The 25,179-nt window shown below is 69.3% G+C and carries 29 protein-coding genes; 16 read left to right on the forward strand and 13 right to left on the reverse strand.

The window, feature by feature from the left end; translation table 11 throughout:
* Positions 1–19: 19 nt before the first annotated feature.
* A complete protein-coding gene (locus MMF98_RS21125; protein ID WP_243309321.1) occupies positions 20–601 on the reverse strand; it encodes a hypothetical protein in 582 nt (193 codons plus the stop codon).
* A gap of 321 nt (positions 602–922) precedes the next feature.
* On the opposite strand from MMF98_RS21125, the gene MMF98_RS21130 reads away from it, so the two are divergent.
* Positions 923–1,558 carry a glutathione S-transferase family protein gene (locus MMF98_RS21130; RefSeq protein ID WP_243309322.1) on the forward strand — a complete coding sequence of 212 codons (636 nt, stop codon included), beginning with the start codon at positions 923–925 and terminating at the stop codon, positions 1,556–1,558.
* 108 nt (positions 1,559–1,666) lie between these two features.
* Entirely contained in the window at positions 1,667–2,089 is a 423-nt protein-coding gene (locus MMF98_RS21135; protein WP_243309323.1) for a DUF1801 domain-containing protein, read from the forward strand.
* Between the two features lie 23 nt (positions 2,090–2,112).
* Here MMF98_RS21135 and MMF98_RS21140 read toward each other — a convergent pair whose 3' ends face one another.
* The 3 genes from MMF98_RS21140 to MMF98_RS21150 form a co-directional block, all read right to left on the reverse strand.
* Positions 2,113–3,096 carry a Bug family tripartite tricarboxylate transporter substrate binding protein gene (locus tag MMF98_RS21140; protein ID WP_243309324.1) on the reverse strand — a complete coding sequence of 328 codons (984 nt, stop codon included), beginning with the start codon at positions 3,094–3,096 and terminating at the stop codon, positions 2,113–2,115.
* A gap of 59 nt (positions 3,097–3,155) precedes the next feature.
* Positions 3,156–4,208 (reverse strand): aromatic ring-hydroxylating oxygenase subunit alpha, encoded by a 1,053-nt coding sequence (locus MMF98_RS21145; RefSeq protein ID WP_243309325.1) that lies wholly within the window; start codon positions 4,206–4,208, stop codon positions 3,156–3,158.
* 179 nt (positions 4,209–4,387) lie between these two features.
* Complete coding sequence (locus MMF98_RS21150; RefSeq protein ID WP_243309326.1) at positions 4,388–6,187, reverse strand: tannase/feruloyl esterase family alpha/beta hydrolase; 1,800 nt, start codon at positions 6,185–6,187, stop codon at positions 4,388–4,390.
* Positions 6,188–6,476: 289 nt separating this feature from the next.
* Between MMF98_RS21150 and MMF98_RS21155 the strand changes: the two genes are divergently transcribed.
* On the forward strand, positions 6,477–6,959 hold the full coding sequence (locus MMF98_RS21155; RefSeq protein WP_243309327.1) for a MarR family winged helix-turn-helix transcriptional regulator: 483 nt from the start codon (positions 6,477–6,479) through the stop codon (positions 6,957–6,959).
* Positions 6,960–6,996: 37 nt separating this feature from the next.
* On the opposite strand, the gene MMF98_RS21160 is transcribed toward MMF98_RS21155, so the two are convergent.
* On the reverse strand, positions 6,997–7,893 hold the full coding sequence (locus MMF98_RS21160; protein ID WP_243309683.1) for a LysR substrate-binding domain-containing protein: 897 nt from the start codon (positions 7,891–7,893) through the stop codon (positions 6,997–6,999).
* Between the two features lie 117 nt (positions 7,894–8,010).
* Between MMF98_RS21160 and MMF98_RS21165 the strand changes: the two genes are divergently transcribed.
* A complete protein-coding gene (locus tag MMF98_RS21165) occupies positions 8,011–8,757 on the forward strand; it encodes a sulfite exporter TauE/SafE family protein (RefSeq protein ID WP_243309328.1) in 747 nt (248 codons plus the stop codon).
* Positions 8,758–8,779: 22 nt separating this feature from the next.
* Here MMF98_RS21165 and MMF98_RS23675 read toward each other — a convergent pair whose 3' ends face one another.
* The 3 genes from MMF98_RS23675 to MMF98_RS21180 form a co-directional block, all read right to left on the reverse strand.
* Entirely contained in the window at positions 8,780–9,628 is an 849-nt protein-coding gene (locus MMF98_RS23675) for a helix-turn-helix transcriptional regulator (protein ID WP_279343767.1), read from the reverse strand.
* 315 nt (positions 9,629–9,943) lie between these two features.
* Positions 9,944–10,189, reverse strand: coding sequence for a DUF2061 domain-containing protein (locus MMF98_RS21175; protein ID WP_243309329.1), 246 nt, complete (start codon positions 10,187–10,189; stop codon positions 9,944–9,946).
* 23 nt (positions 10,190–10,212) lie between these two features.
* Positions 10,213–10,368 (reverse strand): hypothetical protein, encoded by a 156-nt coding sequence (locus MMF98_RS21180; protein ID WP_243309330.1) that lies wholly within the window; start codon positions 10,366–10,368, stop codon positions 10,213–10,215.
* Between the two features lie 20 nt (positions 10,369–10,388).
* On the opposite strand from MMF98_RS21180, the gene MMF98_RS21185 reads away from it, so the two are divergent.
* From MMF98_RS21185 to MMF98_RS21215, 7 genes are all read left to right on the forward strand, one after another.
* Entirely contained in the window at positions 10,389–11,435 is a 1,047-nt protein-coding gene (locus MMF98_RS21185) for an SPFH domain-containing protein (RefSeq protein ID WP_243309331.1), read from the forward strand.
* 18 nt (positions 11,436–11,453) lie between these two features.
* Positions 11,454–12,968 carry a DUF4178 domain-containing protein gene (locus MMF98_RS21190; protein ID WP_243309332.1) on the forward strand — a complete coding sequence of 505 codons (1,515 nt, stop codon included), beginning with the start codon at positions 11,454–11,456 and terminating at the stop codon, positions 12,966–12,968.
* A 57-nt stretch (positions 12,969–13,025) separates the two neighbouring features.
* Positions 13,026–13,244 carry a DUF350 domain-containing protein gene (locus MMF98_RS21195; RefSeq protein ID WP_243309333.1) on the forward strand — a complete coding sequence of 73 codons (219 nt, stop codon included), beginning with the start codon at positions 13,026–13,028 and terminating at the stop codon, positions 13,242–13,244.
* Positions 13,245–14,810, forward strand: coding sequence for a polyamine aminopropyltransferase (locus tag MMF98_RS21200; RefSeq protein WP_243309334.1), 1,566 nt, complete (start codon positions 13,245–13,247; stop codon positions 14,808–14,810).
* A gap of 6 nt (positions 14,811–14,816) precedes the next feature.
* Entirely contained in the window at positions 14,817–16,448 is a 1,632-nt protein-coding gene (locus MMF98_RS21205; RefSeq protein WP_243309335.1) for an NAD(P)-binding protein, read from the forward strand.
* Between the two features lie 130 nt (positions 16,449–16,578).
* Positions 16,579–17,112: a PadR family transcriptional regulator gene (locus tag MMF98_RS21210; protein WP_243309336.1), complete on the forward strand. Its 534-nt coding sequence runs from the start codon at positions 16,579–16,581 to the stop codon at positions 17,110–17,112.
* 10 nt (positions 17,113–17,122) lie between these two features.
* Positions 17,123–17,986, forward strand: coding sequence for a siderophore-interacting protein (locus tag MMF98_RS21215; RefSeq protein WP_423837659.1), 864 nt, complete (start codon positions 17,123–17,125; stop codon positions 17,984–17,986).
* A 4-nt stretch (positions 17,987–17,990) separates the two neighbouring features.
* Here MMF98_RS21215 and MMF98_RS21220 read toward each other — a convergent pair whose 3' ends face one another.
* A complete protein-coding gene (locus MMF98_RS21220) occupies positions 17,991–18,230 on the reverse strand; it encodes a hypothetical protein (protein WP_243309337.1) in 240 nt (79 codons plus the stop codon).
* 101 nt (positions 18,231–18,331) lie between these two features.
* On the opposite strand from MMF98_RS21220, the gene MMF98_RS21225 reads away from it, so the two are divergent.
* The 4 genes from MMF98_RS21225 to MMF98_RS21240 all read left to right on the forward strand — a co-directional run bounded on the left by MMF98_RS21225 (position 18,332) and on the right by MMF98_RS21240 (position 21,361).
* Positions 18,332–18,853: a GNAT family N-acetyltransferase gene (locus MMF98_RS21225; RefSeq protein WP_243309338.1), complete on the forward strand. Its 522-nt coding sequence runs from the start codon at positions 18,332–18,334 to the stop codon at positions 18,851–18,853.
* A 72-nt stretch (positions 18,854–18,925) separates the two neighbouring features.
* Positions 18,926–20,278, forward strand: coding sequence for an esterase-like activity of phytase family protein (locus MMF98_RS21230; RefSeq protein ID WP_243309339.1), 1,353 nt, complete (start codon positions 18,926–18,928; stop codon positions 20,276–20,278).
* Between the two features lie 91 nt (positions 20,279–20,369).
* Positions 20,370–20,720: a ParD-like family protein gene (locus tag MMF98_RS21235; protein WP_243309340.1), complete on the forward strand. Its 351-nt coding sequence runs from the start codon at positions 20,370–20,372 to the stop codon at positions 20,718–20,720.
* Between the two features lie 20 nt (positions 20,721–20,740).
* Positions 20,741–21,361, forward strand: a complete 621-nt coding sequence (locus tag MMF98_RS21240) for an ATPase (RefSeq protein ID WP_243309341.1) — start codon at positions 20,741–20,743, stop codon at positions 21,359–21,361.
* 9 nt (positions 21,362–21,370) lie between these two features.
* Here MMF98_RS21240 and MMF98_RS21245 read toward each other — a convergent pair whose 3' ends face one another.
* The 3 genes from MMF98_RS21245 to MMF98_RS21255 are packed head-to-tail and all read right to left on the reverse strand — an operon-like array spanning position 21,371 to position 24,226.
* Positions 21,371–22,072 carry an enoyl-CoA hydratase/isomerase family protein gene (locus MMF98_RS21245; protein WP_243309342.1) on the reverse strand — a complete coding sequence of 234 codons (702 nt, stop codon included), beginning with the start codon at positions 22,070–22,072 and terminating at the stop codon, positions 21,371–21,373.
* Between the two features lie 20 nt (positions 22,073–22,092).
* Complete coding sequence (locus MMF98_RS21250; protein WP_423837660.1) at positions 22,093–23,517, reverse strand: aminopeptidase P N-terminal domain-containing protein; 1,425 nt, start codon at positions 23,515–23,517, stop codon at positions 22,093–22,095.
* Positions 23,504–24,226, reverse strand: a complete 723-nt coding sequence (locus MMF98_RS21255) for a nucleotidyltransferase family protein (protein WP_243309343.1) — start codon at positions 24,224–24,226, stop codon at positions 23,504–23,506. The genes MMF98_RS21250 and MMF98_RS21255 overlap by 14 nt, the downstream gene beginning before the upstream one ends.
* Before the next feature lie 36 nt (positions 24,227–24,262).
* Here MMF98_RS21255 and MMF98_RS21260 point away from each other — a divergent pair, with 36 nt between their 5' ends.
* Positions 24,263–24,757, forward strand: a complete 495-nt coding sequence (locus MMF98_RS21260) for a DUF1648 domain-containing protein (RefSeq protein WP_243309344.1) — start codon at positions 24,263–24,265, stop codon at positions 24,755–24,757.
* Here the strand turns inward: MMF98_RS21260 and speD are convergent, their stop codons facing one another.
* A complete protein-coding gene (speD, locus tag MMF98_RS21265; protein ID WP_243309345.1) occupies positions 24,758–25,138 on the reverse strand; it encodes an adenosylmethionine decarboxylase in 381 nt (126 codons plus the stop codon).
* Between the last annotated feature and the right edge of the window lie 41 nt (positions 25,139–25,179).

The raw sequence follows: 25,179 nt of genomic DNA on the forward strand, positions 1-25,179 counted from the left end.
GCGCGAGGGTGAACCCCAATCACCCGCAACTGGCGCGATCCGCCACAGAACCATTCGTCACAAACTCCAGCGATCCATTCAGCGTGGCCGCGTTGGCGCCGCCGGCGCCCAGCACGGTGTTGGTGAAACCGATCCGGCGGTTGGCGATGTCAATGGCCACGCTGGTCAGCGGCGCGGCGGCGCGCACGGTGAACGTGGCGGGCGTGACGTCCTCGCCCAGGGCGACGTAGCTCACTGCCTTGGTGGCCTTGGAGAAAACGACCTCCACCATGTATTTCCTGGCGTTGCCGCTGTGGGTCATCGCATAGACCGCCGCGCGGCAATAGTCGTTGGGGCCGCCGCTGGTGAAACTGCCCGTGGCATTGCTGATGCCCGCTTCGCCCAAGCCAACGGTTTTGTCCAGCGTGCCATTGACGTTGGCCGGCGTGGCCGACGAGATGACGAGGGCCGCGGCGCTGACGCTGACGGCGGCCGGCGCGGGAGTGGCTGCGGGCGCAGGAGCGAGGAGGCTGTCGCCGCCCCCACCGCAGGCGGCGAGGGTCATGGTGGCAATGGCAAGGAGCGCGGCGCGCGAGGTGCGGACGGTGGAGGAACGGTTCATGCGGCAGTTGGAGTGGGAGTAGGACATCGGCCCCAAGGCTATCCATCGAACCCGCCACCACCTATCCCCTATCCAGGGGGATTGACCTGTCCTTTGAATCTCCTTAAGGGGCTTGCCTTGTCCAGTTGCGGAATGACGAGCGCGTGTAGAAGGCACCTTTGGAGAGCAGAAGTCAACTCGGCCTGTCTCATCGCGGCCCAAAGGCCCTGGTGAATCGTTCGGTCTAATATGTCGTTCAGCACGGACGCGCAACGGCTGGGGGCCGCCCCGCGCAGTTTCGCGTGCCGGTTACTGTCCACGTCCATCGTCACAGGAGGACCCGTGAAGCTCATCGGCATGCTCGATTCACCCTACGTCCGGCGCGTCGCTGTTTCGCTCCAGCTGCTCGGCCTGCGGTTTGAACACCAGTCGCTCTCCGTCTTTCGTACCTTCACCGAGTTTCAGCAGATCAACCCCGTCGTCAAGGCGCCCACCCTCCTGTGCGACGACGGCGAGGTGCTGATGGACTCGACGCTGATCCTGGCGTACGCCGAAGCGCTGGCCCGTCCGAGGACACTCATGCCAACGGACTTTCGGGAGCTGCAGCACGACCTGCGCCTCATGGGCTTGGCTCTTGCCGCGACAGAGAAGAGCGTGCAGATCGTCTACGAGCGTGGACTGCGCCCGCCGGAGAAGCTGCACGAACCGTGGGTGAGCCGGATCACCGGTCAGTTGCTTGCCGCCTACGGTGAACTGGAGCAGGAACTCAACCGCAGGCCGCTCGCGGCCGGCAGCCCGGGCCTTCGGCAAGCCGGTGTGACCCTTGGCGTGGCATGGCACTTCACGCAGCAAATGATCCCGGAGGCCGTGCCCGCAGAGAGGTTCCCCCGCTTGGCCGCCTACTCGGCTTCAGTCGAAGCCTTGCCTGAGTTCAAGGCTGCGCCGCATGGTGAGGGCACGTACCGCAGCAATGGCTAAGCTCTTGTTCGAAAGAGCCTCCACTGACGTGGCTCCGCGAGGCGCCGGCCTGTCCTGCGCTTCGTCAGGTTCTGCCGGCAGCGGCCGCTCGATTCAAAGGAGATGAATATGAAAAAGCCAGGTCCAGCCGAAGCACAGCCGGCCTCCGAGCGGATCGACCAAAGAATCGCCGAGCTCGGGGACTGGCGCGGGGAAACCTTGCGCCGGATGCGCGAGCTCATCCACGAGGCGGACCCCGGCATCGTCGAGGAATGGAAGTGGATGGGCACGCCCGTCTGGTCGCATGACGGAATCATCTGCACCGGCGAGTCCTACAAGTCGGTCGTGAAGCTGACCTTCGCCAAGGGCGCTTCGTTGAAGGATCCGGCCCGGCTCTTCAACGCGAGCCTTGATGGAAACACCCGGCGCGCGATCGACATCCATGAGGGCGAAGAGGTCGACGCGGGTGCGTTCCAGGCCCTCATCCGTGCGGCAGTCGCCCTCAATGCCTCCACCGCACAGGCCAAGGCCCGGCCGAAGCGGGCGAAGTAGGCGGCCGGCCCGGACGGCCGCGCCTACTGCGGCTCGATGCCCAGCTCGCGGATGCGCCGCGTGATGATGTCGAACTCGGCCTTGTAGTGGGCCTGGGCCTGCTCGGGCGTGGTCACCATCATCTCGAAGCCGCGGTCGACCAGCAGGGCCTTCACGTCGGGGCTGCCGGCGATGGCGCGGATCTCGGCCGAGAGCTTCTGCACCACCGGCGTGGGCGTTCTGGCGGGCACCAGCACCGCCATCCAGACGCTGGCGTCGTACAGCGGGTCGGTGAAGCCCAGCTCGCGCAGCGTGGGCACGTTCGGCAGCGCGGTGGAGCGCTCGCGGCCCATCATGGCCAGTGGCACGATCTTGCCCGCGGCCACCTGCTGCTTGGCCGTGGCCACGCTCGAGAGGCCGATGCTGATGGTGTGGCCCATCAGGTCCTGCACCACCGGGCCTTCGCCGCGCTGCGGCACGTGCACCATCTGCGCCTTGAGGTCGCGGTTCAGCGTCTCGCCCGCGAGGTGGCCCAGGCCGCCGATGCCCCAGGAGCCGTAGCTGAGCCTGGCGGCCGGCACCGCGAGCTTGCGGAACTCCTCGAAGTTCTTCACGCCCAGCGAGGTGCTGGCCGAGACCAGCGCCGGGCTGCGCAGGATCTGCGCGACGAAGGCGAGGTCTTTCTGCGGGTCGTAGGGCAGGGTCTTGAACAGCGCCACGTTGTTGACCAGCGGGTCGTTGATGGTGAATAGCAGGGTGTGGCCGTCGGCTTCGGCCTTGGCCACGTCGGCCACGCCGATGGCGCCGGCCGCGCCCGATTTGTTGTCCACCACCACCGGCTGGCCGAGCGATCGGGACAGGCGCTCGCCGATCAGGCGCGCCACGTAGTCGGTGGCGCCGCCGGCCGGGTAGGGCACGACCACGCGCAGCGGCTTGGCCGGGAAATTCTGGGCAAAAGCGCCGGATGTCCAGGTGCACAGGACGATGGCAGCTATGGATTTGATAGCAATCAGAAGCGGACGATGCATGGCGTGTCTCCTCGGGTGGCGGTGCGCTGGTGGCCGGCGGGCTGATGGTGTAAAGGGGCTCAGGCGGCCGCGGCGGCGCGCTCGGCCTGCACGCGCGCGGCCAGCAGGCGGCGGAACTGCACCAGCGCCGCGTCCATGGCCAGCGGCAGCATCGGCGCCTGCGGGTTGAGCAGGATGTTGCGGTGCTGCGCGGTGATCATGTCGCGGTCCTCGTTGAAGGCGGTGAGCAGGCTGTCGTAGATCGACTGCGTCATGCCCTCGTCGCCCTGGCCCGCGCGGTGCGACTGCTGGAAGAAGTAGTGCGTGCTGGTCTCGGTCTCGGGTGTGAGGCTCTGGCAGCTGTGCAGCTGCACCGCGCGGCTCAGGTCGTCCTTCGCATCCGCCACCGGGCGCCCGCCCGAGTGCATGAGCAGCGTGCCGGGCAGCAGGAACTCATAGACGAACCAGCGGTCCAGGTGCGTGTCGAAGCGGCGAAAGCGCTGGTAGAACGGCGGCGGCGCCACGTCGGGCACGTGGCGCGACACCTTGATGCCGTGCGCCAGCCGCTCGATCTGCGGCACGGCCTGCGCGATGCGGGGGGAGCCGCCCAGCGTCTTTTCGTGCACGTAGCTCAGGTGCGAGAAGTCCAGCAGGTTGTCGCAGATCAGCAGGTAGGGCGTGTCGTAGTGCATGTAGCCCGGCTGGTGGCGCCAGTCCGGGTGGTCGCACGAGAAGTTGTCGGGCAGCAGCGCGCGGTCGGCGCGCGCCGGCTCGCCCATCCAGACGAAGACCCAGTTGTTGTGCAGCGCCACCGGGTAGCTGCGCACGCGCGCCCTGGCCGGCACGATGGCGATGCCGGGTGCTTCTACGCAGGCACCCTGTGCGTCGAACTTCAGGCCGTGGTAGCCGCAGCGCACGCAGTCGCCTTCGCGCCGGCCCTTGGACAGCGGCGCCAGGCGGTGGCAGCAGCGGTCCTCGATCGCGGCCAGGCCGCCGTCGGCGGTGCGCAGCACCAGGATGGGCTCGCCCAGCGCGGTGCGGCTGAACAGCTGCGGCGCATCGGCCGGCGGTATTTCATGGTTCCACGCGATCACGTACCAGCAGTCGCGCAGCCATGGCGAGTCGGCGCTCATGGGGTGTCTCCTTTGTCTTGCTCGTGAAGGCAATGTAGGAGCGCACCGCGGCCGGCGCTGTCCCCCTCGAAGGGGACGCGTGGGGTTATTCGGCGCGGCAGTGCGCGCACCCTCGGCGGAAAAGAAAAAGCCGCCCCGCAGAACGGGGCGGCTCGGGCCGGCGTCGCGCCGGCGCGGGATCAGTTCGAGCAGGCGTACGAGCTGGCTGACGTGATGGGGCCGGCCTTGTACCGGGGATACATCGGATACGAGCACAGGGGCAAGGTGCGCGTGCCGCCGAAGACCAGCGAGGCCTTGTCCGGGGCGCGGTTGTTCTCGACCCAGTCCATGAGCATCGAGACCCGGTCGAAGGTGCTGGCCAGCGCACTGCTGGCAATCGCTTCCCCGTCGCCGTTGACGGTGTAGTTGTTGCCGCTCATGCCGTGGCCCGCACCGGGGACGATGTAGAACCGGGCAAACACGTCCACGTTGGGCGTTCCCATCTTGTCATGCACGGACTGGTAGTAGTCGAGCTGGGCCGCCGGGGACGCCAGCGTGTCGTTGGTGGCCATCATCGAAATCAGCTTGCCGCCGCGCTTGTAGAAGGCGCTGAGATCGGGGTTGGTGGCATCGAGGTGCCGCGAGATCTCCAGGCGGCGTGCGTTCAAGGGGCCGCCCTCGACATAGTCCAGCGGATTCGCGTTCAGGTCCTGGAACAGGAACCCGGTCACGCCGGCAATGCCGAGCTGGGAGTGCACGGGCGACGCGCCGGTGGCGCCTTCCTGGCCCTGGAAGCGCTGCGGCTCGATCAGCCCGCTGCCGCCCGGGTCGGTGCCCGGCAGCCACATGCCGAACGAAGTGACGCCGTTGGCCAGGGGCGTGGCGAACTTGTAGCGGGTGTGGGTGAACTGCAGCGTCGAGATCTGGCCGTCGGTCAGGCATGCCGCGGCGCTGGTGTCGGCCGGATTCGGGTCCACGTTGTTCGGGCAGCGGATCGCCGCCCAGGGCTTGCGGTTGGGCGCGCCCTGGTTGACGTCGAAGATCGCCCTGCAGGCCTGGTAGTTGTTGATGACGGCATCGACCAGCCCGTCGAGCTTGTCGCACTGGCGCATCACTTCGGCCGAGATGGCCGCGCGCTTGGCCTGGGTCACCCAGTTGGCCAGGGGCTTCTCCTGGATGCGGATGAGTTCCGGGCCCAGCATCAGGCTGGAGAAATTGACGATCGGCACGTTGGCGATCACGCCGTCATAGTCAGCCGGATAGCGCTGCACCACCGTCAGGCCTTCGCGCCCGCCCTGCGAGCCGCCGTACCAGTACGAGAACCTCGGCTTCTGCCCGTACATGCGCTGGATCAGCACCCAGGCTGCGTCATGCGTCTTCTTCATCTGCATGTAGGCGAGGTTGCGCATCGCCTCGTCGTTGAGCGCCCAGTCGTTGGGCCCGTTGGTGTGCCCCGAATCGCTGCCCGAAACGGCCCAGCCGCGCGAGACGAACGAGGGGTAGCCATCCACGGTGCCCGTCAGGCCGGGAACGCTGCCGTTCATGCCGCCACCGCCCTGCTGGGCGGCGCGGTAGCTCCACGAGGCGGGGAGCACGACACGGAAGTTGATGGGCCTGGCGGTGGCGCTGGTATCGACCGGGGCCATGATGCCGTTGACGGTGCAGTACGACGGGTTGGGGCTGACGCCTGCGGTCCAGGTGGGCGTGGTCAGGGTCACGCTGGCCACCGGCTCGCCGATCAGCGCCACGTCGATGCTGGTCCCGAGCTTGCTGGCATCGCAGTCTGCGGCGGTGACCACCTTGTTGGCCGGCAGGGGGCCCAGCAGCGAGCCGGGTGCGGGAATGGCCGCCGGCGCCACCTCGGCAGGCGGCGGCGGTGGGGCGGGCGGCGGTGGCGCCGCTGCGGTGAGCGAACCATCGCTACCGCCGCAGGCCGTGACCAGCAGGGAGGCCGAGAAGACGGCGCCGAACAGCGCCGCCAACGAAGTGCTTGATCTCATGTTTGTCTCCATAGGTGCCCGGAATCCGTGCCTGGCCTCGGGGCGAAAGCCAGCCTCATGACCGGGTCGAGTGCTTCAAATTTTCTTGGAAAATTCAATATCTTCGTTAACAAATAAACCGTCAAAAAAACCTGGATCGCCAGGGAAAATCAGATGAATCTGCCAATTAAAAGTTATTGACAATAATCAATGTAGTTAACAAAAACAAATTTCAGACTAGGGAGAACCCTCGATCGGCGAGGACGGACACGGCGGCAGGCGCCGCAGCGCATGCCGTAGACTTGACGGCATGACTTCGAGCATCATCAAAACCGCTGATGTCGATCTGCCGGGCGGGCTTAATCACGAGCGGATGCACACGCTGCTGGGGTACAACCTGGCGCAGGCCTGCATTCCGAGCTTCAAGGTCTTCGAGAAGTACATCGGCAAGCCTCTGGAAGTCACCCAGGTCGAGTACACCGTGCTGGTGCTCATCGATTCGAATCCGGACGCCACCAGCAAGCAGCTCTGCCAGAGCCTGGGCACCGCAGCGGCGCGCATGTCCCTCATCATCGACCGGCTGGCCGATCGAAAGTACCTCACCAAGACCCAGAGCGTGGAAGACAAGCGCGTGCAGCATTTGCGCCTGACCCGCAGCGGCAAGGCCTTCGTTGACAAGGCGGAGGGCATCGCCGCCTCGATGGAGAGCGAATTGCTGCGCCACCTGACCAAGGTGGAGCAGGCGGTGCTGATGGAGCTGCTGCGCAAGGTCGCGGTTCACCGCAGGGTCTGAGCCCTCGCCTTCTCACGGGCGCGCTGCGCGCCGAATGTCAGGCCGTGGCCGCCGCAGAGGCCAGAAACTCGAACAGCTGCCCCGCCGGCTGCGATGCCGGCAACCCGGTGCGCGCGCACAGCAGCAGCGTGCGCTGCGCCCAGGCGTCCGACAGCGGGCGCGTGCCGAGCCGGGCGCCGCCGCCCGCGCGCGCCAGCACGGCCGCGGGCATGACGGCCGCGCCCACGCCCTGCGCCACCAGCGTGCACACCGCCTCGAAGCTGCCGAGCTGCGCGCGCAGCCGCATCGGCCGCCCCAATTGCGCGGCCTGCAGGCTCAGGTGCGCGTGCAGCGCGCTGGCGGGCCCGTAACCCACGAGGTCATGCGCCAGCACCTGGGCAAAGGCCACGCGCCGGCTCGCGGCCAGCGCATGGCCGCGCGGCAGCACCAGCACCAGCGGGTCGCGGCGCCAGGCCACGGTGTGCAGCCCGGCGGTGTCGGCCACGTCCGAGACGATGCCCAGGTCGGCCGCGTCCTGGCGCAGCGCCTGCACCGTGAGGTGGCTGGCGCTCTCCTCCACCGCCGCGTCGATGGCCGGGTGCCGGCGCAGGAAGTCGGCCAGCAGCGGCGGCAGGTGCTGCACCAGCGCCGAGGTGTTGCACATCAGCCGCACCTGCCCGCGCAGGCCATGCCCGTGCTGGGCCAGCTCGCCGCGCAGCTGGGCCAGTTGCGCCAGCACCGCGCGCGCATGCCGCGACAGCGCCTCGCCGGCGGCCGTAGGGCGCACGCCGCGCGAGTGGCGCTGCAGCAGCGGCGCGCCGGCCTGCTCCTCCATGCCGCGGATGCGCGCGCTGGCGGCGGCCAGGGTGAGGTGCGAGCGCTCGGCGCCCGCCGTCAGGCTGCCGGCCTCGCAGGCGTGCACGAAGAGCTGCAGATCGGTCCAGTCGAAGCGCATCACGGGGCACCGCCTGCGGCTGGGCCGAAGCCTGCCTCAAGCAAAGACAGAGGGTGGCCGCGGCGGCGGCGCACCACACTGTGCCTGCGGGTTGTTGCTTGATGAAAGGGATCGTTCATGCCGGCTGCCAGTGTCCACGAGTTCGTGATGGTGAGCTTCATTTTCCTCCTGGCCGGCGGCGTCAAGGGGCTGCTCGGCATGGGGCTGCCCACGGTGGCGATGGGCCTGCTCGGCCTCGTCATGCCGGTGGCCGAGGGCGCGGCGCTGCTGTTCCTGCCCTCGCTGCTGACCAACCTGTGGCAGATGGCGCGCGGCGGCCGCCTGCGTGCGCTGGCGTGGCGGCTGTGGCCGATGATGGCCGGCGTGTGCGCGGGCGTGTGGGCCGGCCACGGCTGGATGGCCGGGCCGGCGGGCCACGCGCTGCGGCTGCTGGGCCTGTGCCTCGTGGCCTATGCGCTGTCCGGGCTGGCGGGCTGGCGCCTGCCGCGGCCCGCGCCGCGGCTGGAGGCCGCCGCTTCCGTTGCAGTCGGCGGCCTGACTGGCCTGCTGACAGCAGCCACCGGCGTGTTCGTGCTGCCGGCCGTGCCCTACCTGCAGGCGTTGGGGCTGGAGAAGGACGAGATGGCGCAGGCGCTCGGCCTGTCGTTCACCGTGTCCACGCTCGCGCTGGCGGTGAATCTGGCGGCGTCGCAGCACCTCAATCTGGTGTCGGCCCTGCAGTCGCTGCTGGTGCTGCTGCCCGCGCTGGTGGGCATGGGCCTGGGCCAGCGCCTGCGCGACGAGCTGAGCCAGGAGGGCTTTCGCCGCTGGCTGATGTGGGGGCTGCTGGTGCTCGGGGGCTGGCTGGTGTGGCAGGCGCCGTGAGCGCACGGCCGGAGAGGGGGGTTCAGCCGGCCAGCCGGGCCAGCGCCAGCCGCCCGCCGTGCAGGCCGGCCTCGGCCAGCTTGGCGTAGGCGCGCTTGCGCAGCGTGAGCACGGTGGAGGGCGCCACGTCCAGCTCGGCCGCGATGCCGTCGGCGCTCAGGCCGCAGGCGATGCGGGCGCAGACCTCGGCCTCGCGTGGCGAGAGCCGGGGCGCTCTCTTTTTTATAGCAACCAATGACCGCTGGATGCGGACATCCGGTTCAAAATACTCCCAAACCGGGGTGCCGGCCCCCAACCGCAGCGCGCCGCGGTGCGCCTGGCGCAGCAGCGGCGCCACGGCGAGCAGCCGCTCGATCTCGGCCGGCTGGAAGCCGCCCAGCGTCTCGTCGCGGTACAGGTTGATGGCATAGGCCGTGTGCGGCAGCGGCGCGTAGAGGAAGCTCAGCCGGTCGCTCAGGTGCTCGCGCTCGTAGATCTCGTTGCGCCAGCTCGCCAGCGGGATGTCGCCGGGCTGGAAATGCAGCGCCGTCACCGGCGCGCTGCCGCCGGCCTCGTACCGCAGGTGCTGCGCGATGCGCGTGGCCGCGTCGCTGCGCCAGTACTGGCGGCGGTAGATCGCGAAGCACTCGGCCGTCACGTTGCGGGTGTGCGCGCTGTGCGCATGGCCCTCCACCAGCGTGGGCGCATCGCCGCGGTCGATGCCCGCATAGGCCACGAGCGAGATGTATTCCACCGGCGCAACCTGGTTGAGGAAGTCCAGCATCCGGGCCGCCGGCGCGGCGTCGTGCGGCGCGTCCAGCAGCATCGCGACGGAGCGCGCGGCCAGCGAGTGGCCGTGGGGCGGGGTGTCGACGAACCAAGTCTGGGGCATGGTGCCGCGCAATGTAGCGCGGGCGCTTCGCGGCGTAAAGAGGGCCTAGAACGTGTTTGCGATCTGTATGGGGCCGCGTTGGGACGCAATCGGGATGAGTTGGCCGCCAACATCACGCCGCATGGGCTCATGCCCATGCAAGGGATTTGGTGGGCAAATCGCCCGATTTCGTCCCAACCCGAAGGGCAAGTGCCTTTTCGGGCGGTCTGCGGCGTTGCGTTGCTGGCCAATAGCCAGCTATTGGCGGCGCAGCGCGCCTTGCAGCCCATCCCGAAAAGACACTTGCGCGACCCCATACAGATCGCAAACACGTTCTTACACCAGCAGCGCCGGTGTGCCAGCCTCCCGGGCCGTGCGCCGGGCATTCCAGCGCTGCCAGGCCTTCTCGTGGAAGAAGAACGCGAAGGCCTGCACCGTGGGCTCCAGCAGGCTCAGCGTGAACGCCATCACGAGGTTGCCGGTGACGGCGTAGGCCACCAGCGCGGCGACGGTGATGTGCACGAGGTAGTAGCTGGCGGTCTTCTTCAGCGTGGCCAGGTTGGCGCGGGCAAATTCAGCCATGGCGGACTCCTTGTTGATGCGGCTCAGGGATGCCGCGGCGTGGCGGCAGGGTTGAGTAAATGATAATGATTCTCAACAAGAGGCGCCAATTGCTTTTCCCTAAACCGGCGATTGACGGTGTTCTGGCGCGCGCGGGCGGCGCCGGCCTGCCGCACGGCGCGGGTATCATGGTTCGTCATCCCTTGCACCGGAGCATCCCATGGCCCTGATGGATTTCATCAAGAAACAGTTCATCGACATCATCCAGTGGACGGAGAGCGGCGACGGCACGCTGGCCTGGCGCTTCCCGATGCGGGACATGGAAATCCAGAACGGCGGCTCGCTCACCGTGCGCGAGTCGCAGATGGCGGTGTTCGTCAACGAGGGCAAGGTGGCCGACGTGTTCGGGCCCGGCCTCTACAAGCTCACCACGCAGACGCTGCCGGTGCTGACCTACCTCAAGAACTGGGACAAGCTGTTCGAGTCCCCGTTCAAGAGCGACGTCTACTTCTTCAGCACGCGCCAGCAGGTCGACCAGAAGTGGGGCACACCCCAGCCCATCACCATCCGCGACCCCGACTTCGGCGCGGTGCGCCTGCGCGCCTTCGGCAACTACAGCTTCCGCGTGGCCGACCCGAAGCTGTTCCACACCGAGATCTCGGGCACGCGCGACAGCTTCCGCGTGGCCGACCTGGACGGCCAGCTGCGCGGCCTGGTGCTGCAGAACATCAGCAACGCGATCGCGTCCAGCGGCATCCCGTTCCTCGACCTCGCGGCCAACCAGCAGGCGTTCGCGCAGGCGCTCACCACCCAGCTCGCGCCCGAGTTCGGCAGGATCGGCCTCAAGCTCGAAGTCATGACGGTGCAGAACGTCTCGCTGCCCGAGGAGCTGCAGAAGGTGCTCGACCAGAAGATCGGCATGGGCATGGTCGGCAACGACATGGGCAAGTTCATGCAGTACCAGACAGCGCAGGCCATCCCCAAGTTCGCCGAGGGCGCGGGCTCGGGCGGCGGCATCGCCGGCGATGCCATGGGCCTGGGCGCCGGCGTTGCGCTGGGCCAGGTGCTGGCGCAGAACCTGCAGCAGGGCCTGCAGGGCGGCGCGGCGCAGGCCGCCGCTGCCAGCGCCGCCGCGGCGGCGGCAACGGTCAAGCCCGACGAGGTGATGGCCACGCTGGAGAAGCTGGGCGAGCTCAAGGCCAAGGGCATCCTGACCCAGGAGGAATTCGACGCGAAGAAGGCCGAGCTGCTCAAGAAACTGGTCTGACGCAAGCTCCCCGTTTTCGTGGCTGAAACGAGCCCCCAGCGCGCCTACCGCGCCGCGTGCCCCGGCTGCGGCGCGCCGGTCGAATTCCGCAGCGCGCAGTCCACGCACGCGGTCTGCGGCTACTGCCATTCCACCGTGGTGCGTGATGGCGACACGCTGTCGCGCATCGGCAAGATGGCCGAGGTGTTCGACGATTTCAGCCCGCTGCAGCTCTTTGCCGCGGGCCGCTTCAACGGCCGCGGCTTCACCGTCGTCGGGCGGCTGCAGTACAAGTACCGCGAAGGCAGCTGGAACGAGTGGCATGCGGTCTTCGACGACGGCAGCAGCGGCTTCCTGAGCGAGGACAACGGCGCCTTCGTGTTCACGCTGCCCACCACGCTGCAGCGCGAGGTGCCGGCCGCCGCGCAGTTCCGCGTGGGCGCCACCACGGCCATCAGCGGCCGGCCGTTCAGCGTGGCCTCCAACGAGCAGGTGAGCCTGGCCGCGGCGCAGGGCGAGCTGCCGCGGCTGCCGCCGCTGGGCCAGCCGTTCGCGATGGTGGAGCTGCGCAGCAATGCGGGCGAGGCCCAGGTGCTGGGCATCGACTATGGCACGCAGCCGCCCACGCTCTCGCTGGGCCGCTCGGTGCTGCTGGACGACCTGCAGCTCACCGGCCTGCGCGCCGAATCGGCCAAGGAAGACAAGGCCCGCCAGTTCGCCTGCCCGAACTGCGGCGCGCAGGTGGCGGTGGCGCTGGCGGGCAGCCAGAGCATCACCTGCGGCGCCTGCCGCAGCATCATCGATCTCTCGCAGGGCATCGGTGCCGAGCTGCGCCACGCCGCGCAGGACGAGCCGGTGCAGCTGCTGATTCCGCTCGGCACCCAGGGCCAGCTGCAGGGCGCGCAGTGGCAGGTGGTGGGTTTCCAGCACCGCATGGGCGCGGAGCCCGGCGACAGCGACGAGCAGTTCGGCTGGGACGAATACCTGCTGTACAACGCCAAGCGCGGCTTCACCTTCCTGGTGGATGCCGAGGACGGCTGGAGCGTGGTCAAGCCCACCACCGGCGCGCCGGTGCTCAGCGGCAACGCGCAGAGCGCCACCTACCTGGGCACGCGCTACGCGCTCAAGGACAGCTACAACGCCGAGACCACCTACGTGGCCGGCGAGTTCTACTGGCAGGTGCAGCGCGGGCAGAAGACCTTCAACCGCGACTTCGAGTCCGGCAAGAACCTGCTGTCGCTGGAGCAGACGCCGAACGAGGTGACCTGGTCCGGCGGCGGGCGCATCGACAGCGACACCGTGGCCAAGGCCTTCGGCATCGAGAACAGGAAGGCCCTGCTGCAGCGCGGCGACGCGCTGCCGGTCGGCGGCAAGTCGGGCATCGGCTGCGTCACGGTGATCGTGCTGTTCGCCATCATCCTGGTGGTGCTGCTGCTGTTCAGCCGCTGCACCAGCTGCGACCCGCGCGTGGAGAACTGCAGCAGCTCGGGCAGCAGCGCGCGCAGCTCGGGCGGCTCGTTCGGCGGCTTTTCCAGCGGCGGCGGCCACAAATGAGGTTTTGCGGAGCGGGCCGGCGGCCCGCTCCTTCCGTTTTGCAAGAAGGAGAGTGACATGGACATTGAATGGCTGAAACCGGGCGTCTTCGTGGGCTCCATCCTGTTCGCGCTGATCGGCGTGGTGGTGTTCTGGCTGTGCTTCATCATCATCGACAAGATCACGCCCTATGACCTGTGGGGCGAGATCGTCGAGAAGCAGAACCTCGCGCTGGGCGTGGTGGTGGCGTCGATGTGTCTGGGCATCTCGCTGATCGTGGCAGCGGCGATCCACTGAGTGAGCGCGCACCGGGGGCCGCCAGGCCCGGCCGCCCATGCAGCCCCTGCGCCGCGCCCGGTGGAGGTGGCGCTGCTCGCCAGCGTCTTCGTCATCGCGGCCTGCGGCCTGGTCTACGAGCTGGCCGCGGGCGCGCTGGCCTCGTACCTGCTGGGCGACTCGGTGCTGCAGTTCTCCACCATCATCGGCAGCTACCTGTTCGCCATGGGCATCGGCTCGTGGCTGTCGCGCTACCTGGAGCGCCAGCTGCCCGCGCATTTCCTGCGCATCGAGCTGCTGGTGGCGCTGGCCGGCGGCGCGCTGCCGGCGCTGCTGTTCCTGGCCAACGCCTATGCGCCCGGCGCCTTCCGCGTACTGCTCTACGGGCTGGTGCTGCTGGTGGGCGTGCTGGTGGGGCTGGAGATCCCGCTGGTCATGCGCATCCTCAAGCGCAACGTGGCGCTCAAGGACCTCGTGTCGCAGGTGCTGACCTTCGACTACCTGGGCGCGCTGGCCGTCTCCATCGCCTTCCCGCTGCTGCTGGTGCCGCAGCTCGGGCTGATCCGCACCGGCCTGCTGTTCGGCCTGATGAACGCCGCCGTGGCATTGTGGGCGCTGTGGCTGTTCCGCCATGAGCTGCGGCGCCTGCGCAGCCATGCCGCGGCCTGCGGGTTGACGCTGCTAGCGCTGGCCGCCGGTTTTGCGGGCGCGGACCACATCACCACGCTGGCCGAGGACAAGTTCTACCAGGACCGCGTGGTCTTCACCGCCACCTCGCCCTACCAGCGCATCGTGGTCACCAGCGGCCGCCAGGGGCACCGCCTGTTCCTCAACGGCAACCTGCAGTTCGCCGAGCGCGACGAGTACCGCTACCACGAGGCCCTGGTGCATCCCGCGATGGCCGCGCACGGCGCGCCGAAGAAGGTGGCCGTGCTCGGCGGCGGCGACGGCATGGCGGTGCGCGAGATCCTCAAGTACCCCTCGGTCGAATCCGTCACCCTGGTCGAGCTCGACCCGAACATGACGCAGCTGTTCTCGCAGCACGAGACGCTGGCGCGACTGAACGGCCATGCGCTCGCCTCGCCCAAGGTGAAGGTCGTCAACACCGATGCGTTTCGCTGGCTCGATGAAGGCACGGACACCTATGACGTGATCGTGGTCGATTTCCCCGACCCCACCAACTTCGCCATCGGCAAGCTCTACACGAGTTCGTTCTACGCGCTGCTGGACAAGCGCCTGGCCGCCAGCGGCTACGCCGTGATCCAGACCACCTCGCCGCTGGTGGCGCGCCAGAGCTTCTGGACCGTGGTGGCCACGGTGGAATCGGTGGGCCTGCGGGCCACGCCCTACCACGCCCATGTGCCGAGCTTCGGCGAGTGGGGCTACGTCATCGCCAGCCACCGGCCCTGGCGCCTGCCGCAGCAGCTGCCTGAGGGCCTGCGCTTCTTGAACCTGCAGAGCCTGCCGCAGCTGTTCGATTTTCCGCAGGACATGGCGCGCGTGCCGGCCGAGGTGAACCGCCTGTCCAACCAGGTGCTGGTGACCACCTACGAGCGCGAGTGGGGGCAGGTTTTGCCCGCGCATTGAGCACCGATGAGGCGCCGCGGCTTTCTCGCCTCCACCACCGCGCTGCCGCTGCTGGGCTGCGCGCCGCCGCGCCATGAGATCGCCGGCGGCTTCACCGGCATCAATGTGGCACGCGGCCACGCGCTGCGCGACACCGCGGCCTGGCCCGCGCCCGGCGCGGTGCGCCGCACCCGCGTGCTGATCGCCGGCGGCGGCGTGGCGGGCCTGGCCGCGGCGCGCGCGCTGCGCCTGCGCGGCATCGACGACTTCGCGCTGCTGGAGCTGGAAAACGAGGCCGGCGGCAACAGCCGCGGCGGCAGCGTGCAAGGCGTCGCCTGCCCGCTGGGCGCGCACTACCTGCCCGTGCCCGGCGACGACGCCCGCGAGGTGCAGGACCTGCTGGAGGAGTTCGGCCTGCGCCGGCGCGAGGCCGGCCGCTGGGTCTATGACGAGCGCCACCTGTGCCACAGCCCGCAGGAGCGCCTGTTCTTTCGGGGCGCCTGGCAGGAAGGCCTGCTGCCGGTGCAGGACGTGGGCCGCGAGACGCTTGCGCAGTACCGGCGCTTCGCGGCGCGGGTGGAGCAGCTGCGGCGCGAGGCGAAATTCTCGATTCCAGTATCAAAAGCCCCGAAGGTCCAGGTGCACTGGTCATTGGATGCTATGACTTTTGTAGCATGGCTGAACCAGGAAGGCTTTGGCGACCCGCAGCTGCGCTGGTACCTCGACTACTGCTGCCGCGACGATTACGGCGCCGGCATCGCCTCCGTCTCGGCCTGGGCCGGCATCCACTACTTCGCCAGCCGCCACGGCTTCAGCGCGCCCGACGAGCCGGCGGCCGGCGAGCGCGACGGCCTGCTCACCTGGCCCGAGGGCAACGCCTGGCTCACGCGCCGGCTGGCCGTGCCGCTGGGCGAGCGGCTGCGCGCCGGCTGCACCGTGCTGCGCATCGCCGAAGGGCGGCACGGCGTCGAACTGGACGCCTACCACCACGCCAGCCGCACGGTGCAGCGCTGGCAGGCCGAGCGCTGCATCGTGGCGCTGCCGGCCTTCATCGCGGCGCGCGTGGTGCAGAACCCGCCGCCGTTCCTCGCGCGCGCCGCCGCGCGGCTGCGCTACGCGCCCTGGCTGGTGGCCAACCTGCACCTGGACGCGCCGCTGCAGGACCGCCCTGGCGCCGCACCGGCCTGGGACAACGTGATCTACCGCGAGAGCGGCGAAGGCGGCGGCCTGGGCTATGTGGACGCCCGCCACCAGGCGCTGGACCCGCGCCCCGCCCCCACCGTGCTGACCTACTACCAGGCCCTGGGCGACACGCCCGGCGGCCGCCGCCTGCTGCTGGAGCGGCCCTGGGAGGCCTGGCGCGATGCCATCCTCGCAGCCTTGTCCGTCCCCCACCCCGACCTGCCCGCGCGCACCACCCGCATCGACATCACGCGCTACGGCCACGCGATGGCGATGCCGGTACCAGGAATTTTGAAGGAAATCAGCCCGATGTCCTCGTCCAGCGGTCGTTTGATGCTATCGAATCAGGAGCAATCGGCAGCCACACCCGCCACGCCGCGCCTGCGCTTCGCGCACAGCGACTGGTCGGGCTACTCGATCTTCGAGGAAGCCTTCACGCGCGGGCACGCGGCGGGCATGAGCCCTGCCGTGGCGTGAGGGGCAAGGCGCCAAGCCCCTTTTCACGGCCAAGGCCTTACCCAGGCACCAACAGGGTTTTTGCCTCAGTTTATTGAAAAAGACTGCATTTAGATATATCGTAAACACATCGATATAAATGGAGCCTTCCATGAAGGATTTCGGATTTCCCGGCCGCGGCGGCCATCGGGGCGATGGTTTTGGCGGTGGCGGGCGCGGCGGTGGCCGGGTGTTCGGCCATGGCGGGCTGCGGCTGGTGCTGCTGCAGCTCATCGCCGACAAGCCCAGCCACGGCTACGAGCTGATCAAGGCCATCGAGGAGCGGCTGAACGGTAGCTACAGCCCCAGCCCCGGGGTGATCTACCCCACGCTCACGCTGCTGGAGGAACTGGGCTACGTCACCGTCAGCGCCGTCGACGGCGCGCGCAAGCTGCACACCATCACCGAGACCGGCCAGGCCCATCTGGCCGACAACCGCGAAGCGGTGGACGCGCTGCTGGCGCGCATGGGCGAGAACGCCGAGGCCCAGGCCGTGCTGGCGCGCCCGCCGCAGGTGGTGCGCGCGGTGGAAAACATGAAGCTCGCGATCCGCCTGCGCCTGTCGCGCGGCCCCCTGACCGAGGCGCAGGCCAACGTCTTTGCCAACATCCTCGACACCGCCGCCCAGGACCTGGAGCGGCTTTGACACCATGACCATGAACACTTCACTGACCGCTTTCGCCGCCGCCGCCGCGCCCTCCGCCGAGCTGCTGGCCGCCCGCACGCCGCAGCGCGTGCGCCACGAGCTGCGCCGCCGCATGCTCACCGTGCGCCAGGTGCAGCGCGTCACGCCGCACCTGATCCGCGTGACGCTGGGCGGCGAAAAGCTGCAAGGCTTTGCCAGCCCGGGCTTCGACGACCACGTCAAGCTGATCTTTCCCGACCCGGCCACGGGCCAACTGGCGCTGCCGTCGTTCGGCGCGCCGGGCGAGGCGCCGGCGCCCGATGCGCCGAAGCCCGTGATGCGCGACTACACGCCGCGCCGCCACGACGCTGCGGCGCAGACGCTGGAGATCGACTTCGCCCTGCACGAGGCCGGACCCGCCACGCAGTGGGCCGAGCAGGCCGCGCCCGGCCAGCAGCTCGGCGTGGGCGGGCCGCGCGGCTCGTTCATCATCCCCACCGGCTTCGACGGCCATCTGCTGATCGGCGACGACACGGCCCTGCCTGCGATCGCCCGGCGCCTGGCCGAGCTGCCGGCGGGCGCGCGCGCCGTGGTGCTGGCCGAGGTGGACAGCGCGGCGGATGAACTGGCGTTCGACAGCGCCGCCGCCGTGAGCCTGACCTGGGTGCACCGGCGCGGCGCCGAGCCCGGCACCACCGACGGCCTGCTGCAGGCGCTCAAGACGCTGCCGCTGCCCGCGGGCGACTTCCACGCCTGGGTGGCCTGTGAATCGGCCGTGGCCAAGGCGCTGCGCGCCTACCTGATTGCCGAGCGCGGCGCCCACCCCAGGTGGACCAAGGCCGCAGGCTACTGGCGCCGCGGCAGCGCCGCCACGCATGACACGCACGAGGATTGAGGCCTCAGCCCAGCCACAGCCCCACGCACAGCGCCGCGCCCACCAGGTAGAGCAGCCAGGTCTGCGGCACGACGTAGGGGTAGAGCATCAGGGCCAGGCCGAGCCAGCGCGTGCGGCGCTGCTGCGTCTTCTTGCCGCGCCACCAGGCGGCCATGCCGATCAGGCCGAACAGCAAAGCGCCCGCGAGGTAGGCCGGGCTGGGCAGCGTGAGGCCCAGGGATTGCAGGGCGGAAAGGCTGTCCATGGAAAGGGGTGCGGGGGCCGGGAGGGATCGGTGCGGGCGGGCTGCGGGCATCATCGCACAGGCAAGGGGAACCCCCGCGCGGCGGCGGGCTCCTTCACCAGATGACTCCATTGCCCCTTGACCTCGAATGGCGGTGCGCGGCCCCGGCCGACGTGCCCCGGATGCTGGAGATCCAGCGCGCCTGCTACGGCGAGGCCTTCCTGGAGAGCGGCGCTTTGCTGCTGCGCCGGCTGGCCGCCGCGCCCGGCACCTCCTGGGTGGCGCTGCGCGCGGGCCGCGTGCAGGCCTACCTGGCGGCCTACCCTTCGCGGCTCGGCCGGCTCACGCCGCTGCATGGCGAGTTCGAGCCAGCCGCCGCGCCCGACACGCTCTACCTGCACGACCTGGCCGTGCACCCGGAGGCGGCCGGCGCCGGCCTCGGCCCGCGGCTGGTGGCGCGGGCGCTCGAGCAGGCGCGGCGCGACGGCCTGCGCCACTCCGGCCTGGTGTCGGTGCAGGCCTCGCATGCGTTCTGGCAGCGCCAGGGCTATGCCGACCACGCGCTGGCGCAGGCCAGGCAGCGCCAGCGCCTCGCGTCCTATCCCGGCGCGGCGCGCTACATGGCGAGGGCGCTGGCGGGCTGATCCGGCGGCGTCACGACGGTGTCACGCCGCCCCGGCATGGTGGCGCTTTTGCCACTCCCAGGAACGTTTCCCATGATCCGTCTTCCCGTTGCGGCGGCCTGCGCCGCCCTGGCCACCGCGCTGTCACTGCCCGCGCTGGCGCAAACCGCCTACCCCGCCACGCTGGCCGGCCATGCCGTGCTGCCTGCGCAGAGCTTCGTCCCCGCGCCCAAGGACGCACCGGCCGACCTGCAGGTCAGCGGCAAGTTCACCACCGGCAAGCGCGTCGAGAAGCCGAGCTCGGTCGAAGGCCAGTCCGCCGGCCGGCCCACGGGCGTGTCGCTGCCGTTCAAGGGCCAGCCGCTGCAGGGCCATTCGGGCATCAAGAAGATGGCCGACGGCAGCTTCTGGGTGCTGACCGACAACGGCGCCGGCTCCAAGGCCAACTCGCCCGATTTCATGCTCTACCTGAACCACTACAAGGTGGACTTCAAGAGCGGCCAGTTCCAGCGCCTGAAGACGGTCTTCCTGCACGACCCTGACAAGAAGGTGCCGTTCCGCATCGTCCACGAAGGCACCAAGCAGCGCTACCTCACGGGCTCGGACTTCGACACCGAGAGCTTCCAGTTCGCCGGCGGCGCGCTGTGGATCGGCGACGAGTTCGGCCCCTTCCTGATCAAGGCCGACCTCAACGGCAAGGTGCTGGCGGTGTTCGACACGCTGGTGGACGGCAAGGTGGTGCGCTCGCCCGACCATCCCGCGGTGACCACGCCCGGCGCGCCCGGCGGCGCGGTGGATTTCCAGGTCAAGCGCTCCAAGGGTTTCGAGGGCATGGCCTCGTCGCCCGACGGCAGCAAGCTCTACGCGCTGCTCGAAGGCCCGCTGTGGAACGCCGAGGCCAAGGACTACGAGCGCGTGGACGGCAAGGAGGCGCTGCGCGTGCTGGAGTTCGACGTCAAGGCCGGCCAGTGGAGCGGCCGTTCGTGGAAATACCCGCTGGAGGCCAACGGCTACGCGATCGGCGACTTCAACATGATCGACGCCACCACGGGCCTGATCATCGAGCGCGACAACGGCGAAGGCACGGCCGACAAGGCCTGCCCCGAAGGCCAGAAGCGCAGCGACTGCTTCCATGACCTCGCCAGGTTCAAGCGCGTCTACAAGATCGAACTGAGCGACGCCAACGTCGGCCAGCCCGTGCGCAAGATCGGCTACATCGACCTGATGGCGATCCAGGACCCGAACAAGCTCGCGCGCAAGCCGCTCAACGGTGGCGTGCTCACCTTCCCGTTCTTCACCATTGAGAACGTGGACGTGGTCGATGCCAGCCACATCGTGGTCGGCAACGACAACAACCTGCCGTTCTCCAGCAGCCGCGAGCCCAACAAGGCCGACGACAACGAGCTCATCTTGCTCGAAGTGGGCGAGTTCCTGAAGGCGCGCTGAGCGCCAAGCCATTTGCGCCAGCGATGGCATATCCGGTGGGTTTGACGCAGATGACCAGATTGGCGCAAAATGCGCCAATCTGGAGTAAATCATGTCAAACCCGACCGCCTTTTCCTCCGTCAAGCTGCCTGCGGCGCTGGTCAGCCAGGCGCGCGAGGCTGCACAACCCATGCGCCGCTCGGTGGCCAGCCAGATCGAGTACTGGGCCACACTGGGGCAGGTGGTGGAGCACACGGGCCTGAGCGCCCAGGAAGCGCAGACCGCCATTGAAGGCTACGAGCAGGCCGCGCGCGCCAAGCGCCAATCCCAGACGCTCGATGAGCTGGAAACCCGTTTCGCCGCCGCCGAGCAGAGCGGCAGCCTGGCCGCGCGCGTGCGTGACGTGGTACTGGAGAACAAGGCCGGGGCCCAGGGCGCCAGGCGCGTGCGCAAGACGGCATGAGCCGTCGCTGATTCGCGCTAATGCCGCAGCCCGTTTTCTTCCTGCTGGCTGGCCCCAATGGCGCTGGCAAGTCCAGCCTGTACCGTGCCGCAGTGGCGGACGGATTGATTCCCGAAACGGCCGAGTTCGTGAACGCCGATCTTCATGAGCGCGCCCATCTCCAGCATGTTCAAGATCCTGAGCGGCGCTCGGCCGCCGCTCGCGAGTGGGCCGATGCACGCCGCGCGGCGCTGCTGGCGCAAGGCAAGACGTTCGTCAGTGAAACCGTGTTTTCGCATGAGTCCAAGCTGCTGCTGATCGAACAGGCGCAGCGCAGCGGCTTTCTGGTGGTGTTGCTGGTCGTCTGCCTGGACCACCCGCAGCGCCTGCTGGAGCGGGTGCGCCAGCGCGTGCAGGAAGGCGGCCATGACGTGCCCGCAGACCGCATTCTGGCGCGCTACCCCCGCACACTGGCATTTCTGGCGCGGGCCGTGCGCCAGGCCGACATGGCCCTGCTGTACGACACGGGCGCGGTCCCGGATCAGGACGGATTCAACCGGCCGGTGAGGGTGGCAACCTGCCGCAAGCAAGCCACAACCCGGCTGGTCAAGCCTTTGCCGCAGTGGGCCAAGACGGTACTAAGCCGCAAGCCGGTCCATTGACCGTTCCACTCATTGCTCTGCAGAGGGGCCCATCAGCGCCCGCTGCACCGCGGCTTCCCGCGCCAGCACCGCCGGCAGGTCGCCCACCGCTTCTTCGAGCAGCGAGGCCTTGAGCCGGCCCATGAGTTGCGGGTCGCTGCCCGCGAGCTTGGCGGCCAGGCGGCGGCCTTCGGCGTGCAGCGCCTCGTCGTCCACCAGCGCCCAGACCAGGCCCCACTGGTCGGCCTGCGCGGCGCTGAACTCCTCGCCCAGCATCAGCGCGCCCTTGGCCTTGGCCAGGCCGACGTGGCGCGGCAGCAGGGCCACCACGCCGCCGGTGCCGAACAGGCCGATGTTGATCTCGGGCAGCATGAAACGCGCCGAACGCGCGGCCACCACGATGTCGCAGTTCAACAGGATTTCGAGTCCCGCGCCCACCACCCAGCCGTGCACGGCGGCCACCACCGGCTTGGGGCTTTGCATCAGCGCCATGGCCAGGGCTTGCAGCAAGGCCACGAACTCGGGGCCGGCCGGGTCGTCGCGGTCCTTGCCGGCGCAAAAGCCCCGGCCTTCGCCCGTGAGCAGCAGCACGCGCACGGCGTCGTCGCTGTTCGCCCGCTGCACCGCAGCCAGCAGTTCCTGCGTGAGCGCCAGGGTGAGCGCGTTCAGGCGCTGCGGGCGGTTCAGCCGCAGTTCCAGCACGCCATCGGTCGGGCCGGTCCGGATCAGCATGGGAGACAGGCGGCGGGCGCTCAGCCGCGCATCAGCGCCTCGATCTCGTCGGCCTTCACCGGCACGCCGCGCGAAATCAGTTCGCAGCCGGTGGCGGTGACGATGGCGTCGTCCTCGATGCGGATGCCGATGTTGTGGAACTGTTCGGGCACGCCTTCGGCTGGCCGCACGTAGAGGCCGGGCTCGATGGTCAGCACCATGCCGGGCTGCAGGATGCGGCTCGGGCGGTTGGTGATGGTCTCGCCCGACAGCGGGTCCTTGCGTTCGCTGACTTCGCCCACCTGCGACGGCTCCACGTAGCTGCCGCAGTCGTGCACGTCCATGCCCAGCCAGTGGCCGGTGCGGTGCATGTAGAACTGGAAGTAGGCGCGGCTCTCGATCACGTCTTCTGCCGTGCCGACCTTGTTGCGGTCCAGCAGGCCGACGTCGAGCAGGCCCTGGGCCAGCACCTTCACGGTGGCCTCGTGCGGGTCGATGAAGCGCGCGCCGGCCTTGGTGGCCGCGGCGGCGGCGTCCTGCGATGCCAGCACCAGGTCGTACAGCGTGCGCTGCGGCCCGGTGAACTTGCCGTTGGCCGGGAAGGTGCGGGTGATGTCGCTGGCGTAGCCGTCGAGTTCGCAGCCGGCGTCGATCAGCACCAGTTCGCCCGCGCGCACCGGCGCGGCGTCGGCGCGGTAGTGCAGCACGCAGGCATTGGCGCCGGCCGCCACGATGGAGCCATAGGCCACGTACTGCGAGCCGAGGCGGCGGAACTCGTGCAGCAGCTCGGCGTCGAGGTGGTACTCGCGCACGTCCTGGCCTTCGCGCAGCATGCGGGCGCTCAGTTGCATGGCGCGCACATGGGCGCCGGCGCTGATCTGCGCGGCGCGGCGCATCACGTCCTGCTCGTGCGCGTCCTTGACCAGGCGCATCTCGTCGAGCAGGCCGCACAGGTCGCGCTGCTGCTCGGGGCACAGCGCGCCGTAGCGCACGCGGGCGCGCACGCTGCCCAGCCAGCCGTCGATGCGCGACTCCAGCCCCTTGTGGGTAGCGAACGGGTACCAGACGGTGCGGCGGTTCTCCAGCAGCCGGGGTAGCTGCGCGTCCAGCGAGCCGGCGGAGAAGGCCGCGTCCACGCCCAGCGCGGCGGGCGCGGCCTCGGGGCCGAGGCGAAAGCCGTCCCAGATCTCGCGCTCCAGGTCCTTGGGCGCGCAGAACAGCGTGGAGCGGCCGTCGTCCGTGATCACCAGCCAGGCGTTCGGCTCGGTGAAGCCGGTGAGGTAGTAGAAGTAGCTGTCGTGCCGGTACAGGAAATCGGTGTCGCGGTTGCGTGCCTGCTCCGGCGCGGTGGGAACGATGGCGATGCCGCCCGGGCCCAGTTGAGCGGCCACACGGGCGCGGCGCTGGGCGTAGATCGTGGTGGTGTGGTTCATGGTGTGCGTCGTTGTGTCGTCAGTTCGTTGCATTGAGCTGCGCCAGCCGCTCGGGCGTGCCCACGTCGGTCCAAGCCCCCGTGTACAGCTCGGCGCTGACCTGCCCATTGTCCATCGCGGCGCGCAACAGCGGCGCCAGCGGGGCTTTCAGCCCGGCGGGGTTGCCGTAGGGCAGCGAATCGAAGAATCGCCGGCGGTACAGGCCGATGGTGGAATAGGTGTACCGGGGCTCGGCCTGGTTCAGCGCCAGCCCGTCGGCACCCAGGCCGAAATCGCCCCGGGGGTTGTGTTGCGGATTGGGCACCAGCCAGAGGTGCGCCCATTTGTCGCCGGTGGCAAAGCGCTCGAACGCTTCGCGCGTGAACACGAAGTCCGGCGCGAACACGTCGCCCGCCAGCACCCAGAACACCTCGTCCAGCAGCGGCAGCGCGCGCGCGATGCCGCCGGCCGTCTCCAGCGCGCCGCCGAAGTCGCGGCCCTCGTCGGAGTATGAAATTGATAGCAAGGAATCACCAGCCGACCAGGACATCGGGCCGAAATGACCCGAAATCTGCTCGCCCAGCCAGGCGGTATTGATCAGCAGCCGGTTGAAGCCGCCGCGGGCCAGCGCCTCCATCGGCCATTGCATCAGCGGCTTGCCGCGCACGGGCAGCAGCGGTTTCGGCGTGGTGTCCGTCAGGGGCCGCATGCGCTCGCCGCGGCCGGCGGCGAGAAGCATGGCTTGGGCGGGAGGCTGGGGCATTGCGGCAGTTTAGCGGGCGGCAGTACGATGGCCGCCATGCAACGAGGCCGCGCGCTCCTGATCTTCCTGGTTCTGCTGGCCGTGGCGGCGCTGTTCATCGGGGCCACCGGCCGCGGGCTGCCCGCGGTGGTCGCCTCGCACTTCGATGCCTCGGGCGCGGCCAATGGGTTCATGCCGCGCGGCGCCTACCTGCTGCTCATGCTGGCCGTCGTGGTGGGGGTGCCGCTGGCAGTGGTCGTGGGCTCGGGCCGCGCCCTGGACCGTCCCGGCGCCCGCATCAACCTGCCGCACCGCGACCACTGGCTGGCCCCCGGGCGGCGCGAGGAGACCGTGGCCTTCATCCGCCGGCAGCTGGCGCGCTTCGGCATCCTGCTGGTGGTGTTTCTCTGCTACACGCACTGGCTCGTCGTGCGCGCCAACGGGGTCTCGCCGCCCCGCCTGCCGTTGCTCTGGTTCGTGGCGGGGCTGGGCTTCTTCCTGGCGGGCGTGCTGGTGTGGGGCCTGGTGTTCCTGCGGCGTTTCCGGCTCTAGCTAGCCGGCCCCGTCGCCGCGGTCCAGCGAGCGCCGTTCGGTCCACTCGGGCGCGAACCGCGCCACCAGCCGCTCCATCAGCGCCTGGGCCTTGGCCGAGTGGTCGCCGCCGAAGTTGCACACGTAGACATCCAGCGTCACGGCGCGCTCCTCGGGCCAGGTGTGCACGCACAGGTGCGACTCGGCCAGCAGCACGGTGGCTGTCACGCCGCCCGGCCCGCGGGGCGTGGCGGGGAAGGTGTGGAAGAGCTGGTTGACGGGCTGCAGCCCGGCATCGCTCACCGCCGCCACGCACCAGCCGCCCAGGCGCCCGGCGTCGGTCAGCCAGACGGCGTCGCAGCGGCATTGGTAGAGGTCGGCGGTGAGGTGCAGGCCCTGCATGGGGTAGGACTTTAGACGATGCGGGGCCCGAAATCCGGGTA

The organism is Variovorax terrae, assembly GCF_022809125.1.
Lineage (GTDB): Bacteria > Pseudomonadota > Gammaproteobacteria > Burkholderiales > Burkholderiaceae_C > Variovorax_A > Variovorax_A terrae.